This is a genomic window from Rhizobium sp. RHZ01 (assembly GCF_014851595.1).
Classification (GTDB): Bacteria; Pseudomonadota; Alphaproteobacteria; order Rhizobiales; family Rhizobiaceae; genus Rhizobium; species Rhizobium altiplani.
In genome coordinates, this window is record NZ_JACUZZ010000007.1 from 116,576 (window position 1) to 131,178 (window position 14,603).

Here is a 14,603-nt window from a genome sequence, read left to right on the forward strand (position 1 = left end):
GCCCAAGGCTCCGGCTGCCTCGTTCATCTGCAGCCCCAAGTTAAATTCATTCATGACCAACGTTTCTTAGCGAAAAGTTGCCGCAGCCTTCAATCTGTTAACGGTGAAAGCTTGTAGTGGCCGGTTGCACCCGTTGCTCACGCGCGCAGTTCGGCAAGCCCCGCGAAGAGATCCAACGCCTCCGGATTGGCAAGCGCCTCCTTGTTCTTGACCGGCCGACCGTGGACGACCTCGCGCACCGCAAGTTCAACGATTTTCCCCGATTTGGTGCGAGGAATATCGCTGACGGCAATGATCTTTGCCGGCACATGCCGTGGCGAGGCGCCTGTGCGAATGCGGCTCTTGATCGCCTTCGTCAGGTCATCGGTCAGGAATACGCCGGGCGCGAGGCGCACGAACAGAACCACGCGGACATCGTCATCCCATTCCTGGCCGATGCAGAGAGCCTCCGCGACTTCGCCCATCTGTTCGACCTGATTGTAGATCTCCGCGGTTCCGATGCGGACGCCGCCGGGATTGAGGGTGGCGTCAGAGCGCCCGTGAATGATGATGCCCTCGTGCGCGGTCCACTCCGCGAAGTCGCCGTGGCACCATACATTGTCGAAACGCTCGAAGTAGGCTGCCCTGTACTTCGCCCCATCAGGATCGTTCCAGAACATCACGGGCATCGACGGAAAGGCCTTTGTACAGACAAGTTCACCCTTTTCCTGGCGAACCGGCCGGCCCTCGTCGTCCCACACATCCATCGCCAGGCCGAGGCCCGGCCCCTGGATTTCGCCACGCCAGACTGGCTGCAAGGGGTTGCCGAGGACGAAGCAGGAAACAATATCCGTGCCACCGGAAATAGATGCGAGTTGCACGTCTTCCTTGATGCCTTCGTAGACAAAGGAGAAGCCCTCCGGCGAGAGCGGCGATCCGGTCGATGTCATCAGCCGAAGACTGGAGAGGTCGTGAGTGGTGCGCGGCGTCAGCCCGCTCTTGCGCACCGCGTCGATATATTTCGCCGAGGTCCCGAAAACAGCAAACTTCTCGGCTGCCGCAAAGTCGAAGAGCACATTGCCGTCAGGCGCGAAAGGCGAGCCGTCGAAAAGGCAAAGCGTGGCACCTGCCGCCAAGCCGCTCACCAGCCAGTTCCACATCATCCAGCCGCATGTGGTGAAATAGAAAAGCTTCTCGCCGGGTTGAATTCCGCAATGCAGCCGGTGTTCCTTGAGGTGCTGCAACAATGTGCCGCCGACCGAGTGGACGATGCACTTCGGAACGCCGGTCGTTCCCGATGAGAAGAGGATATAGAGCGGGTGCGCGAAGGGCAGGCGCGTAAACTCGACAGAACGCGGCTCGAAGGGCGCGATGAAGTCGTCCAGCGTCTTGGCGCCGGGTGTTTCGTCGGCGACCGCGGCGGCACCCCCTGCATAGTGGACGACGAGGCATGGCGCGCCGAGTTGCTTCGTCACGGTCGCCACCTTGGCCTTCACGTCCTGCAGCTTGCCGCCATACCAATAGGCGTCGCAGGCGATGAAAAGCTTCGGCCCGATCTGGCCAAACCGATCAAGAACACCCTGCTCCCCGAAGTCGGGCGAACAGGACGACCAGATCGCGCCGATCGACGCGGCCGCCAGCATGCAGGCCACCGTCTCGGGCATGTTCGGCATCATCGCCGCAATCCGATCTCCGGGACCGATCCCCATTGCCTTGAATGCCTGCTGCAACCTGGAAACCAGGCCACGCAGCCGGTCCCAGCTCCAACGATCGGCAACCTTGTCCTCCCCCCGAAAGATCAGTGCATCGTCAGCGCCTTCTCCGGAAAGCAGGTTCTCGGCAAAATTCAACATCGCATCCGGGAAGAAGCGCGCATCGAGCATGACATCGCCATCGAGGAGCGCGCGTGCTCCGCGCTCGCCCTTGACGCCGCAGAACTCCCAGACCGATGTCCAGAACCGTTCCCTGTCGGCGACAGAAAAAGCGTGCAAATCATGGTAGCTTGTCAGGGAGAGATCGAAGTCACGGTTGCACTGCTGCATGAAGGCGTACATCGGGCTCGCTTCGACCGATGTGCGCGAAGGTATCCAGAGTGGCTTATCGTCGCGCATTCGAGACTTCTCCTATTTGTTCGCCTGTATACCATGCAATATCAGCTTATAAAGGGAGTGACGAGCAAAGTCAGAGGCTCGCGTTTGCATGCAGCTTGCATTTGATATATCGGGCATTTCAGAGCATTAACGGCGGCGACGGCCGAAAATACCGGCGGAATTCATGGGTACGTCAAGACAACCGCGATGGCGGAAGAAAATCAGACCCGTGTCACGCTGGCTGCCTGGCTTCGCCCGGCTTGCCACAGTCACCCTGCTTGTCGTCCTGTCGATCTTCGTGGCGCTTCGTGTCGCCGCCCCCTACCTGATTTCAACCGGCCTCGTTCGCTCCGGCATCGAGGATGCCCTGTCCAAATGGGCCGGCTATCGTGCCGAGGTCGCGGGCAAGCCGGTCATCGAATTCTGGCCGACGCCTCGCATCACCCTCAGCAAGATCTCGGTTCACCAGAAAGGCGACAGCAATAGGCTGCTCGGAACGATCGAAAGCCTCTCCGCCGAGTTCAGCCTGATCGATGCGATCCGAGGGCGCGCGAGCTTCCACGAGTTCCACCTTTTCCGCCCAAACCTGCAACTCACCCGTGAAAGCAGCGGCGTGATCGACTGGACCAATGAGGGGCTTCTGGCGCGAGCGATCTCAGGCGCGCGTGAGGAAGGTGGAAGAGAGGTTCTAGATCGGAAACTGGATGCCGCCGTCGGTGCCATCACAGTTGAGGATGGCACCGTCAACGTCGCCGATGTCGCAAGCGGTAGGACTTATCGCTTCGAGGGTGTGACCGCCGACGTCAGCTGGCGCAAACTGTCGAGTCCGATTACCGCCGTGCTGATCGCACGGATGAGTGGGCAGGATCTCAAGCTCGATTTCTCGTCCCCCAGCCCGCTTCTCATTTTCGGCGGCAACAAGGCCGAAATGAGCGGATCGCTGACTTCGAGCCTGCTCACGGCACGGTTCCAGGGACTCGCGAACATCTCGCATCTCTTTGACCTCTCCGGCAACATGGCGCTGAACATCCCCGATCTGCCGGCACTGTTGACATGGGCCGACCGCTCGCTGCCGGGTATCGCGACCCTCAAGACCTTCTCGATCGAGACCGATGTCGCTTCGGTTGCGAACGGATTCCGCTTCGACAATGTCGATATGAGCATGAATGGGTCGAATGCGAAGGGCGTGATGGACGTGGCCTTTCCGCCAGGCAAACGCGCCAAACTCGGCGGCACGCTGGCCTTCGACCAGATGAATTTCAGGTCGCTCTTCGATGCATTCGTGCTTCGTCTGGCCGCCGGCGAGGCTGGCGGACGGCCTGATGGCGGTGCGCTGCAGAAACTCGATCTTGATCTCCGGCTTTCCGCGAAACAGGCCCTCATCGAACCTTTCATCCTCTCCGATGTCGGAGCGGGCATCATCGTTTCCAGCAACGAGGCAAAGTTCGACATCGGTGACAGCGAGTTTGAAGGCGGCTCCCTGTCCGCTCATCTCGAGGCGATGCGCGGTGATTTCGACGGCGGCGGCAAACTGCAACTGTCGATCCGCGGCGCCGACTTCGCCGGGCTGATCGAGCGGCTTCAGCTGAAGGGGCCACTCCCCCTTGCCACCGGCTCTCTCGACATGTCGATCAAAACGACAAAGCCGCTCTGGAAGGTCGAAGCCGGCGACGTGACGGGCAGGATCGCTTTCCGCGCGCGCTCGGGCTCGCTTCCGGGCTTCGATGCGGAGGCCGTACGCGAAGAAGCCACGCGCGCGGACTTCTTCACGCTGAACGCGGTATCCCACCGTGCCTTTGCCTTTGACAATTTCGACATCGCCGCCGATCTCGCCGATGGCGTGGCGACCATCCATGGCGGCCGTATCGAAGGTCCCCAGCAGACGCTGATCCTTTCCGGCGTCATCCCATACCACTCGAATGGATTGGCACTGTCGGGGACGATCGAAGCAACTGACCCGACAGCATCGACGAGTTTCCCGCCTCTGCCGTTCTTCGTTGGCGGCGCGTGGCCGGAGCCGGTGATCTCCCCGGCTCCCGTCACGCAGCAGGGATCGACCAAATAGTCACGGCGCGTTTGCAGCCGCACGTTCGTCACGCTCGCGCTGCAGTTCACGGCGTTTCGTGATGGTGGAGGCGCAGATGACGCCAATCGCCACGACTGCAATGAGAATAGTGCAGACCGCGTTGATTTCAGGCGTTACCCCGAGACGGACCTGGCTGTAGATCTTCATCGGCAGCGTCGTCGCCCCAGGGCCGGAGGTGAAGCTCGCGATGACGAGGTCATCCAGCGACAGCGTGAAGGCGAGGATCCAGCCGGAAAGCACGGCAGGCGCGATGATCGGCAGCGTCACTTCGAAGAAGGTCCGCACCGGTGGTGCGCCAAGATCCTGCGCCGCTTCCTCAATCGACCTGTCGAACGTCAACAGTCGCGACTGCACAACGACGGCGACGAAGCACATGGTGAGGGTGGTGTGCGCCAGCGTGATCGTCCAGAAGCCGCGGTCGAAACCGATCGCCACGAACAGCAGTAGAAGCGACAGGCCGGTAATCACCTCGGGCATGACAAGCGGTGCATAGACCATGCCGGAAAACAGCATGCGGCCGCGAAAGCGCGTGTAGCGCACCAAGGCGATCGCGGCGAGCGTTCCAAGGACCGTTGCCGCCGTGGCCGAAAGGAGGCCGACGCGGATCGTCACCCAGGCGGCATCGAGCAGAGCCTGATTGTGCAGGAGCGAGACGTACCATTTGGTCGAGAAGCCGCCCCAGACAGTCACCAGCTTCGACTCGTTGAAGGAAAACACCACCAGCAGGACGATCGGCAGATAGAGAAACGCAAAGCCGAGCGCGACGGAGGCGATGTTGAAACGGGTCCATCTCAGCATGTCTATCTCCCCTGCTCGTCGGCCTTGGCCTGCGCGTTCTGGAAGAACACGATCGGGATCACCAGGATCAAGAGCAGGATCGTCGCCACCGCCGAGGACACCGGCCAATCGCGGTTGGAGTTAAACTCGTTCCACAGCGTCTTGCCGATCATCAGCGTCTCCGATCCGCCAAGCAGGTCGGGGATAACGAACTCGCCAACCGCGGGGATGAACACCAGCATGCATCCGGCAACCACACCTGGCAGCGACAGCGGGAAGGTTACCCGCCAGAATGCGGTAATCGGCGTGCAGCCGAGATCCTGCGCTGCCTCGATCAAGGTGCCGTCCATCTTTTCCAGCGAGGAATAGAGGGGCAGGACCATGAACGGCAGATAGGAATAGACAATGCCGATGTAGACCGCGACATTCGTGTTCAGAATGATCAACGGCGTATCGATGGCGTGCACCGACAGTAGCAGCTGGTTGAACAATCCCTCCGGCTTCAGGATTGCGATCCAGGCGTAGACGCGGATTAGGAAGCTCGTCCAGAACGGCAGGATGACGAGCATCAGTAGCGTCGGACGGATGCTGCGTGGGGCCTGGGCCATGCCGTAGGCGATCGGATAAGCAATCAGCAGCGTAAGGAACGTCGATACGCCAGCGATCACGACGCTCGATATGTAGGCGTTCAAATAGAGCGGGTCGTCGAGCAGATAGCTGTAATTCTCGAAGGAAAAGGTGCGCATCTTCGCCCAGAACTCGGCCCAGCCGTCAGCCAGAGCAAAGACCGGCTCGTAGGGAGGCATGGCGATTGCCGTCGTCGAGAGCGATATGCGGAAGACGATGAAGAACGGCGCCATGAAGAACAGCAGCAGCCAGACATAGGGAATGATGATGACCAGGCGATTGTAGAATGCGGAACCGAGCTTGCCCATGGTTCAATCCTTGAGGAGGACGCCGGCATCCACGGCGAAGGTAATCCAGACTTCCTGGTCGTAGGTGAACGGGTCGTCGACAGCGCGCTGCGCATTGAGGAGCGAGGCCTTGACCACCTTGCCGCTCTTCAGCTTCACGTGGAAGACCGTCATGTCGCCGAGATAGGCGATGTCCCACAGCTCCCCGGACGCCGCGTTTACCCTTGGATTGGCTGGCGGCTTGCGCGAGACCTTCAGCTTTTCCGGACGGATGGCAAAGCCGACTGGCGCGCCCATTGCCGGCTTTTCGGGAGTGACGACACTGATCGAGAAATTTTCGTCGACGGCGATCTCGACGGTGCTGTCGTTCGTGCTCGCGACCTTGCCATCAAAGATATTTACGTCGCCGATGAAGTCGGCGACGAAGCGGGAATTCGGCGCCTCGTAGATCTCCGCCGGTGTCGCGACCTGGATGACCTTTCCGTGGCTCATGACCGCAATGCGGTCCGCCATGGTCATCGCCTCCTCCTGGTCGTGGGTGACCACGACAAAGGTCAGGCCGAGGTTTTGCTGCAGGTCCATGAGCTCGAACTGTGTTTCCTCGCGCAGCTTTTTGTCGAGCGCGCCAAGCGGTTCGTCGAGCAACAGCACCTTCGGTCGCTTGGCAAGGGAACGCGCCAGGGCCACGCGCTGGCGCTGGCCACCGGACAGCTGGTTCGGCTTGCGCGTGGCGAACTTCTCGAGCTTCACCATCTTCAGCATCTGCAGAACGCGCTCGGTGATCTCCTCTTTGGGCATGCCATCCTGGCGCAGGCCGAAGGCGATATTCTTCTCCACCGTCATATGCGGAAACAGCGCATAGGACTGGAACATCATGTTGACCGGTCGCTTGTACGGTGGCGTTCCAGCCATGTCGGTACCGTCGAGGACGATTTCGCCCGAGGTCGGCTGCTCGAAGCCTGCAAGCATGCGCAGCAGCGTGGATTTCCCACATCCGGAAGCCCCAAGCAGGGCAAAGAACTCACGATGATAAATATTCAGGGACAGGTCATCGACGGCGGTGAAGTCACCGAACCGCTTCGTGACGTTATTGAACGATATGAACGGCTTCGATGCCGGGTCTGCCCACGGCGCAAAGGAACGGCGAATATTGCCAAGTGACTTCATTATGTGCCCCGAAAAGTCATTTTGAGAACCGACGTCCCCGCAATCGGCATGATAAGGAAAGGCCCGGGCGTTGCCGTCCGGGCCTGATACTCTTTACTGGCCGGTGACGACTTTCGTCCAGATCCGGGTCGCCGTGCGCTGCGTTTTCGGATCCCATGGGGTGACGCTATAGAGCTTCTTCATCACGTCCTCGCTCGGATAGACCGACGGGTCTTCGAGGATTTCCTTGTCGATGAACTGCTGCGACGCCTTGTTGCCGTTGGCGTAGAATACGTAGTTGCTGGCCTTGGCGATGACTTCAGGCTTCATCATGTAGTTGAGGAATTCGTGCGCCTCGGCAACATGCTTGGCATCCGCCGGGATCGCCATCATGTCGAACCACATCTGCGCGCCCTGTGACGGAATGGAGTAACCGACCTCCACGTCGTTCTTGGCTTCGGTCGCACGGTTGGCAGCCTGGAAGATGTCGCCGGAATAACCGAAAGCGATGCAGATGTCGCCGTTCGCCAAGGCGTTGATGTATTCCGAGGAGTGGAACTTGCGAACGAAGGGCCGTACCTTTTCCAGCATTTCGCCGGCCTTCTGCAGATCGGCCGGCTTGCTCGAATTGGGGTCAAGTCCGATGTAGGTCAAGGCAGACGGCAGGACGTCCTTCGGCGCATCGAGGACATAGATGCCGCAGTCCTTGAATTTTTCCGCAACCTTCGGATCGAAGATGACTTCGAGGCCCGGCGCCTTTGCGTCCGGCCCGAGGATTTCGGCGAGCTTTTTCTTGTTGTATCCGATCCCGTTGGTGCCCCACATGTAGTCCACCGCGTATTCGTTACCGGGGTCGTACATGGCGGTGCGCTGCTGGATCATATCCCACATATTCGAAAGGTTCGGCAGCTTGGATTTGTCGAGCTTCTGGAAGACGCCGGCCTGGATCTGGCGCTGCAGGAAGTCGCCGCTCGGGACGACAACGTCATAGCCGGTACCGCCGGCGAGCAGCTTGGTTTCAACCGTCTCGTTGGAATCGAAGGTATCGTAGACGACCTTGATGCCGGTTTCCTTGGTGAAGTCTTCAAGGATGGAGCTGTCGATATAGTCCGACCAGTTGTAGACGTTGACCACCCGCTCCTGCGCAAAGGACGGCGCAGCGGCGAATGCAAGCACAACGGCGCTCGCTGCAAGTCTTGCGAATGTTGACCTCATGATATCTCCTGTCTTCTTCTTGCTTTGTGGCGCCTGTAGACGCCGACCCTCTGGTTTTGCAAGCAGACTAGAAATGTTTTTGTGAGCCCACAAGCGCAAAAACCTGCACTCTCAATCATTTCACAATCATTGAAAATCAAAGCTGCTGAGGCCCGCAACCATCTCGTCGAGGCCCAATGGTCGTGTGACCGGCGGCTCGGCGCGTGAGAGGCATCCGCGCCGTTCGCAAAGGCGGCAAGCAGGTCCTATCGCAACTGGCTGCTGAGACGTTGCGACCTGGCCGTAGACCGACGCTTCGCCTGCGGCAGCGTCGCAGCCGATCTGCAATGCGGTGCGCCTGACGCGCTCGCCGAACGCGGCGTTCGGCCCTTCAAGCGTCCGGGAGACCGTGAGATAGCGGGCGCCATCCGGCATTTCGACCGTTTCGGCAAGGATCTGGCCCGGCTGCAGGAAGGCGGCATGAATGTTCAGCTTGGGACAGCCGCCGCCGAAACGCGAATGCGGGAAACCCTGCGCCCCAGCCCGCCGCAGTCGGTGACCGGCGGCGTCGATCTCAATCATAAAGAAGGGAATCGCGGAAGCGCCCGGTCGCTGCAGCATGACCAGCCGCGCTGCGGCCTGCGCATAGGAAACTCCGAAGCGGGAACGGAGGATATCTACATCGTATCGGCTGCCTTGGGCCGCGGAGAGAAATGGCCCATAGGGCATGGCAAGCGCCAAGGCGCCGTAACGACAGAGTTCGAAGCGCGCTATCCGCTTCGCCTCCGGCGTCGACAGCGCCAGACCATCGAGTTCCGCCAGGATCGCATCACGCAAGGCGAGCGTTGCCACCTCGATGGCGATCTCATGCGCCTGATCGGCCGGCGACAGGCGCTCGGAAACGAAGAGCCGCATCGAGTGCCGGTCGAAGCGGCGCCGCAGATCGGGCATGACGTGAACGGGAAGGACACGCACGCTGATCCCGCGTTCCGCCCGCAGCCACTCCCTGAACGCGGCCGGCAGATCGCGCGTCTCGGCAAAGCGGGCCAGGAAGGTCTCCGCCGCAGCCTCCAGTTGAGAGAAATAGGCGGAGCGCCGCTCCATGATATCGCGGACCTCGTCGGCCGGCAGCCGCGCACCGGCGAGCGGTACCTGCCCCGCGCCGGCCGTCAACGACGTCAGGTCCGACAGGCGGCTCGCCTGTTCGCTATAGGCCCGGTACAGCTTGATGATGCCGCTTGCCGCGTTGGGCGCGGCCTCCGCGACCTCCACGAGTTCCTGGTCGCCGGGAAGCTCGCCGGCCAGGAGCGGATCCGCAAAAATCTCGCGCAGCTGGTTGAGGCTGCCGCCGCTCTCGTCCCTCAGCTCCTCCAGATCGACTTTGTAGACCGACGACAGCTTCAGGAGCAGTTGCACCGTCAGTGGCCGCTGGTTGCGCTCGATAAGGTTGAGATAGGATGGAGAGATGCCAAGCTCCTCGGCCATCGCTGACTGATTCAAACCGAGGCCGTTGCGAATGCGCCGGACCTTTGGCCCCGCAAAAATCTTGCGCTCCGCCATGTGACAATCCTTTACAAAAGTCCGCGCAGATAACTTTACAATACTTTACAAATTGACAGAGCCAGCCTGTCAAGGCTTTGCATCCTAACTCGTTTCTGATGGCTACTCCATAGAAAACTCTGGTCTTTTTCCGGGATCTGTAAATTCTGTCAATCATCCAAACTGACCACACAATCTGCAAGGAGCATAAGATGACAGAATTTGACAAGCTGCACCGGGACCTTCCAGCTGGGCGATTCAATGGGGTTGAGCGTCCCTACTCGATCGATGACGTCAAGCGGCTGCGCGGCTCCGTCGAACTGCGCTATTCCCTCGCGGAAATGGGCGCCAAGCGGTTGTGGCAGCTTCTGCATCAGGATGATTTCGTCAATGCTCTCGGAGCCCTGTCGGGCAATCAGGCGATGCAGATGGTTCGCGCCGGATTGAAGGCAATCTACCTGTCCGGCTGGCAGGTCGCCGCGGATAGCAACACCGCCTCGGCCATGTATCCGGATCAATCCCTCTATCCGGCAAACGCCGGTCCGGAACTGGCCAAGCGGATCAACCGGACCCTGCAGCGCGCCGATCAGATCGAAACATCAGAGCAGAACGGCCTCTCCGTCGAGACCTGGTTTGCGCCGATTGTTGCTGACGCGGAAGCAGGCTTCGGCGGCCCGCTGAACGCCTTCGAGATCATGAAGGCCTATATCGAGGCCGGTGCAGCCGGCGTCCATTTCGAGGACCAGCTGGCGTCGGAGAAGAAGTGCGGCCATCTCGGCGGCAAGGTCCTGATCCCGACCGCAGCACACATCCGCAACCTCGATGCGGCTCGCCTCGCCGCCGACGTCATGGGTGTTCCGACGCTCGTCATTGCCCGCACGGATGCGGAAGCCGCCAAGCTACTGACCTCAGATATCGACGAACGCGACCAGCCCTTTGTCGACTACGATGCCGGCCGCACGGTCGAAGGCTTCTATCAGGTTCGCAACGGGCTCGAGCCGTGCATCGCCCGTGCCGTCGCCTATGCACCGCACTGCGATCTCATCTGGTGCGAGACGTCGAAGCCGGATCTCGAGCAGGCACGCCGTTTTGCCGAGGGGGTCCACAAGGTGCATCCCGGCAAGCTGCTCGCCTACAACTGCTCGCCGTCGTTCAACTGGAAGAAAAACCTGGATGACGCGACGATCGCCAAGTTCCAGCGCGAACTCGGCGCAATGGGCTACAAGTTCCAGTTCATCACGCTTGCCGGCTTCCACCAGCTGAACTTCGGCATGTACGAACTCGCCCGCGGCTACAAGGACCGGCAGATGGCTGCCTATTCCGAATTGCAGGAGGCGGAGTTCGCGGCGGAGATCAACGGCTACACCGCGACCAAGCATCAGCGCGAAGTCGGCACCGGTTACTTCGATGCCGTTTCGATGGCCATCACCGGCGGACGTTCGTCGACTACGGCGATGAGGGAATCCACCGAACATGCACAGTTCAAACCAGCAGCAGAATGATCGCACCAAGGAGGAGAATGCCATGCCTACTCTTGCACGCGTCAAGGAACGCGCTGAAGAACAGTCCACCTGCATGACCACAGACCAGCAGACGACGATCCGCACGCTCGCCAACGATCTGCACCGACTGAACCAGTCGGTCATGAAGGCGGTCGATGCCGGTGTCTCCGTCGAGATCGTTCGCTCGGCGAGACACCACGGCGGCGACGGTAACTGGGGAGATCTTTTGATCCCCATCATAGTCGCGGGGCGCAACTGAGATCGCGGCGGGCGCCCTCAACTTCGGCTGGCGCGCCTGCCCGCAAACAGATCGACATAGCTCTTCAGCAATTTCGTCATGCGATCGGCAACGGTCCGGATTTCCGGCCGGTGCCGATCCTCGTTGTTCATGACGATCCACTGCCGGTGGCGCAATTCCGGCAGTTCGCCGCCAAGACGCTGCAGTTCGGGATCGAGGTCGCCGACGAAGCATGGCAAGACCGCCTTGCCCGCCCCTCCTCTCACCAGCTCCAGCAGCGAGCGTGGCCGGTTGACCGTTGCAACGATCAAGCCGCCTGCATTGCGGTGCGGCCAGCGGAGATAGTTCGAGATCGCATCCTCTTCGGAGACGGCCACCCACCTGTCCTCGGTCGCGTCAACATTGCGTCTCGTATAGACCGCGTAGGCCACCTCGCCCAGCAGGCGGGCGGCAAGGTTGCTTTCTTCGGGCTCGAAGGCGCGGATGCCGATATCGCTTTCCCTGTAATTGAGGTTGGCGCGCGCTTCGCCGACCGTCAAAGAGATAGCGAAGGCATCGCCGGGTTTGCGGATCGCGGCGAAATTCTCCGTCAGAAGCCACGCGACCCAAGTGCCGGCGGCAACCTTGACCGTCGCACCAACGCTCCCGGCCTGCCGCCAGGCGTCAATCTTGCGCGCCGCGGCCTCCATGTCCTGCAGATGATCCAAAAGGACCTGGCCATCCGCGGTGAGGCTGTAACCCTTCTGGCTGCGGATGAAGAGCGCCTTGCCGATCTCATGCTCGAGATCGAGCATGCGACGACCAATCGTGGCGGGACTGAGCCCGCTCGACGCACTGGCGCCCGTCAGCCCGCCGAAGCGAGCGACCTGCACGAATAGCTGAAAGGAATCCCATTGTGTGTTTTTCATCGATGAAAAACATAGTGAGGAAATTCCCGTTTATAAACCAAATTTCGAGGAATAACTAAGGCGATGCCCATATAGAAGGACATCGCCATGATCACTCTCATCGCCGTCGCCCAGATTGCAGACCTGCTGAATGGCAGTCGTGACAAGTACTCGGCAAAGGCCGAAAGCGAATTCTACGAGAGCCTCGGCAGCTCCCGCGCGGTCCGTGTCGCGGCTTTCCTCACGTCTCCGTGGCTATGGAGCGGGAAGCGCCGCTCCGGAAGAACGGACGCTTGCCGATCCGGGAACGTCGGTCACGCCGCATGCCTCACGCGGTCGTAATTCTGGGCGGCTTCGAACCGGAACTGCTGTACCAGCGTCATCAACGCATCGGCCTCGTTGGCGAGCTGGCGGCTCGCCTCGGTCGTTTCCTCGACCATGGCGGCGTTCTGCTGCGTCATCTGGTCCATCGCATTGACCGCGCCGTTGACCTCCTGCAGGGCAGCGGACTGATCCTGGCTTGCCGTCGCAATCATTTCGACATGGCTGCTGATCGCAATGATCTCCTGGCTGATCGCGGCGAGCACGGCACCGGTCTTCTGCACAAGGCCGGAGCCTGCGGTAACCTCGCGCGTCGACTTCTCGATCAGCCCCTTGATTTCGCGCGCCGCATCGGCGGACCGCTGTGCAAGTTCCCGCACCTCCTGCGCAACCACGGCAAAACCCTTGCCCGCCTCGCCAGCCCGGGCGGCTTCGATACCGGCATTCAACGCCAGAAGGTTCGTCTGGAACGCAATGTCATCGATGACTTCGATGATCTGCTCGATCTGCTTCGACGCCTCTTCGATACGGTTCATCGCCGCGACCGCGTCGGTGACGACAGCGCCTGAACTATCGGCGTTTTTCTTGGTCGCGGACACGGCATCATTCGCTTCGCGGGCACGTACGGCCGACGATTTGACGGTCACGGTGATTTGCTCAACTGCGGCCGCCGTCTCCTCCAGGTTGGCAGCCTGTGCTTCCGTACGCTTCGAAAGCTCATCGGCAGACGCCAGCATCGCGCCGGAGTTGTTCTGGATCGAAGCGGTGTTGTCGCGAATGCGCGCCAAGGTTTCCTGCAGCCGCACGAGCGACGCATTGAAATCGACGCGAAGCTGCTCAAGGCGACCGACAAACGGCGTCTGGATCGTCTGCGAAACATCGCCCTGCGCCAGGCGCCCCAAACCGGCGGCGAGCTGGTTGACGGCGAAGTCGATCTGGCCGTCAAGCGCGCGCTTCTCGGCGTCGTTGCGGGCACGTTCACTATCGCTAAGCTGCCGCTGTTCGGCCGCCTGCATCTCCAAGTCCTGGCGGGCGCGGGCGTTGTCGCGGAACAGCGCGAGCGCGCGTCCGATCGCGCCGAATTCGTTCTGCTTCTCAACGCAAGGGATCGGCCTGTCGAGATTGCCGTCGGAAATCGTATGAATGGTCGCCGTCAGCGCCTCGAGCGGCCTGATGGACGCCTGGATGGCGAAGTAGGCTGCCACGCCGACGAGCAGCAATACCGCTACACCGACACCGGCCACCAGCATCAGCAGTTGCTGCAGGCTGCTGTAATAGACCTCCATCGGGATGCCGATGAACAGGATGCCGACGTTTGAACCGGCCGTGTTCTTCACCGGAAAATAGCCTGTCATGAACTTCCGACCGAAAAGGTCAGCCGGGCCGTAGTAGGCCTGCCCCTTGGCCAGTACCGCCTGCGCGGGATGATCCGCCGCGAGCTTCGTGCCGACAGCGCGGTCGCCGTTCTCTTTCTTGACGTTCGTGGAAACACGGACGTAGTCGCTGCCTTGGCGTTCAAAGACGGTGGCAACGCCAGCAATCGACTGTGCCGTGCGATCGACCAGAACGTGATCGCCGAGCGATGGCAGCTTTTCCTCGGTTACCCCGGCAAGCTCGTTGTTGCTCACGTCGACCTTCACTCCGGCATCGCTCGCGCCGTAGAGGACCGCCATCGTCCTGCTTGCATCCTTGGCGTCAGACACGGCGCTCGTCATCACGTAAGCGCTCAGATTGTAATAGGTGGCGCAGACGATCGCTGCGGTGCTGAAGACGAGTAGAACGAGTGTGATGGCGACGATCTGACGTACGATGGAAGCCGAGAACAGGCGTAGCATAGGTATCCCCTGAGACGTGAGCCCCGGAGGCTAATGCGAAAATTTAAAGAAAATCTTCAAAAAATTGATAATCGTCGAAAACTTAAAAAGACGCG

12 protein-coding genes are annotated in these 14,603 nt (G+C 60.6%); 4 read left to right on the plus strand and 8 right to left on the minus strand.

The window, feature by feature from the left end; genetic code table 11:
- Nucleotides 1–137: 137 nt before the first annotated feature.
- Entirely contained in the window at nt 138–2,090 is a 1,953-nt protein-coding gene (locus IB248_RS10260) for an acetoacetate--CoA ligase (RefSeq protein WP_169681219.1), read from the minus strand.
- Nucleotides 2,091–2,253: 163 nt separating this feature from the next.
- Between IB248_RS10260 and IB248_RS10265 the strand changes: the two genes are divergently transcribed.
- On the plus strand, nt 2,254–4,134 hold the full coding sequence (locus tag IB248_RS10265; RefSeq protein ID WP_192240773.1) for an AsmA-like C-terminal region-containing protein: 1,881 nt from the start codon (nt 2,254–2,256) through the stop codon (nt 4,132–4,134).
- Here IB248_RS10265 and IB248_RS10270 read toward each other — a convergent pair whose 3' ends face one another.
- The 5 genes from IB248_RS10270 to IB248_RS10290 form a co-directional block, all read right to left on the minus strand.
- Complete coding sequence (locus IB248_RS10270) at nt 4,135–4,953, minus strand: ABC transporter permease subunit (protein ID WP_025659499.1); 819 nt, start codon at nt 4,951–4,953, stop codon at nt 4,135–4,137. It abuts the gene before it with no gap.
- 2 nt (nt 4,954–4,955) lie between these two features.
- Nucleotides 4,956–5,867 (minus strand): ABC transporter permease subunit, encoded by a 912-nt coding sequence (locus tag IB248_RS10275; RefSeq protein WP_062375944.1) that lies wholly within the window; start codon nt 5,865–5,867, stop codon nt 4,956–4,958.
- Nucleotides 5,868–5,870: 3 nt separating this feature from the next.
- On the minus strand, nt 5,871–7,013 hold the full coding sequence (locus IB248_RS10280) for an ABC transporter ATP-binding protein (RefSeq protein WP_169681215.1): 1,143 nt from the start codon (nt 7,011–7,013) through the stop codon (nt 5,871–5,873).
- 93 nt (nt 7,014–7,106) lie between these two features.
- Nucleotides 7,107–8,207: a polyamine ABC transporter substrate-binding protein gene (locus tag IB248_RS10285; RefSeq protein WP_062375939.1), complete on the minus strand. Its 1,101-nt coding sequence runs from the start codon at nt 8,205–8,207 to the stop codon at nt 7,107–7,109.
- A gap of 126 nt (nt 8,208–8,333) precedes the next feature.
- On the minus strand, nt 8,334–9,746 hold the full coding sequence (locus IB248_RS10290; RefSeq protein WP_192240774.1) for a short-chain fatty acyl-CoA regulator family protein: 1,413 nt from the start codon (nt 9,744–9,746) through the stop codon (nt 8,334–8,336).
- Between the two features lie 191 nt (nt 9,747–9,937).
- Between IB248_RS10290 and aceA the strand changes: the two genes are divergently transcribed.
- Nucleotides 9,938–11,227, plus strand: coding sequence for an isocitrate lyase (aceA, locus tag IB248_RS10295; RefSeq protein WP_018856837.1), 1,290 nt, complete (start codon nt 9,938–9,940; stop codon nt 11,225–11,227).
- A gap of 22 nt (nt 11,228–11,249) precedes the next feature.
- The gene (locus IB248_RS10300) at nt 11,250–11,486 is read left to right on the plus strand and encodes a hypothetical protein (RefSeq protein WP_025659502.1); all 237 of its coding nucleotides are present in this window, start codon (nt 11,250–11,252) and stop codon (nt 11,484–11,486) included.
- Nucleotides 11,487–11,503: 17 nt separating this feature from the next.
- On the opposite strand, the gene IB248_RS10305 is transcribed toward IB248_RS10300, so the two are convergent.
- Complete coding sequence (locus IB248_RS10305) at nt 11,504–12,373, minus strand: LysR family transcriptional regulator (RefSeq protein ID WP_018856835.1); 870 nt, start codon at nt 12,371–12,373, stop codon at nt 11,504–11,506.
- 87 nt (nt 12,374–12,460) lie between these two features.
- On the opposite strand from IB248_RS10305, the gene IB248_RS10310 reads away from it, so the two are divergent.
- Nucleotides 12,461–12,694: a hypothetical protein gene (locus tag IB248_RS10310; RefSeq protein WP_018856834.1), complete on the plus strand. Its 234-nt coding sequence runs from the start codon at nt 12,461–12,463 to the stop codon at nt 12,692–12,694.
- Here the strand turns inward: IB248_RS10310 and IB248_RS10315 are convergent.
- Entirely contained in the window at nt 12,667–14,508 is a 1,842-nt protein-coding gene (locus tag IB248_RS10315) for a methyl-accepting chemotaxis protein (RefSeq protein WP_169681211.1), read from the minus strand. The two genes, IB248_RS10310 and IB248_RS10315, sit on opposite strands and share 28 nt — an antisense overlap.
- Nucleotides 14,509–14,603: the final 95 nt, after the last annotated feature.

Excerpts from the sequence above, each read along its gene's own strand:
- IB248_RS10310 (WP_018856834.1), top strand. The coding sequence starts at position 12,461 with ATGATCACTCTCATCGCCGTCGCCCAGATTGCAGACCTGCTGAATGGC.
- IB248_RS10275 (WP_062375944.1), bottom strand. The coding sequence starts at position 5,867 with ATGGGCAAGCTCGGTTCCGCATTCTACAATCGCCTGGTCATCATCATT.
- IB248_RS10300 (WP_025659502.1), top strand. The coding sequence starts at position 11,250 with ATGCCTACTCTTGCACGCGTCAAGGAACGCGCTGAAGAACAGTCCACC.
- IB248_RS10280 (WP_169681215.1), bottom strand. The coding sequence starts at position 7,013 with ATGAAGTCACTTGGCAATATTCGCCGTTCCTTTGCGCCGTGGGCAGAC.
- IB248_RS10315 (WP_169681211.1), bottom strand. The coding sequence starts at position 14,508 with ATGCTACGCCTGTTCTCGGCTTCCATCGTACGTCAGATCGTCGCCATC.
- aceA (WP_018856837.1), top strand. The coding sequence starts at position 9,938 with ATGACAGAATTTGACAAGCTGCACCGGGACCTTCCAGCTGGGCGATTC.
- IB248_RS10265 (WP_192240773.1), top strand. The coding sequence starts at position 2,254 with ATGGGTACGTCAAGACAACCGCGATGGCGGAAGAAAATCAGACCCGTG.
- IB248_RS10270 (WP_025659499.1), bottom strand. The coding sequence starts at position 4,953 with ATGCTGAGATGGACCCGTTTCAACATCGCCTCCGTCGCGCTCGGCTTT.
- IB248_RS10260 (WP_169681219.1), bottom strand. The coding sequence starts at position 2,090 with ATGCGCGACGATAAGCCACTCTGGATACCTTCGCGCACATCGGTCGAA.
- IB248_RS10290 (WP_192240774.1), bottom strand. The coding sequence starts at position 9,746 with ATGGCGGAGCGCAAGATTTTTGCGGGGCCAAAGGTCCGGCGCATTCGC.
- IB248_RS10285 (WP_062375939.1), bottom strand. The coding sequence starts at position 8,207 with ATGAGGTCAACATTCGCAAGACTTGCAGCGAGCGCCGTTGTGCTTGCA.
- IB248_RS10305 (WP_018856835.1), bottom strand. The coding sequence starts at position 12,373 with ATGAAAAACACACAATGGGATTCCTTTCAGCTATTCGTGCAGGTCGCT.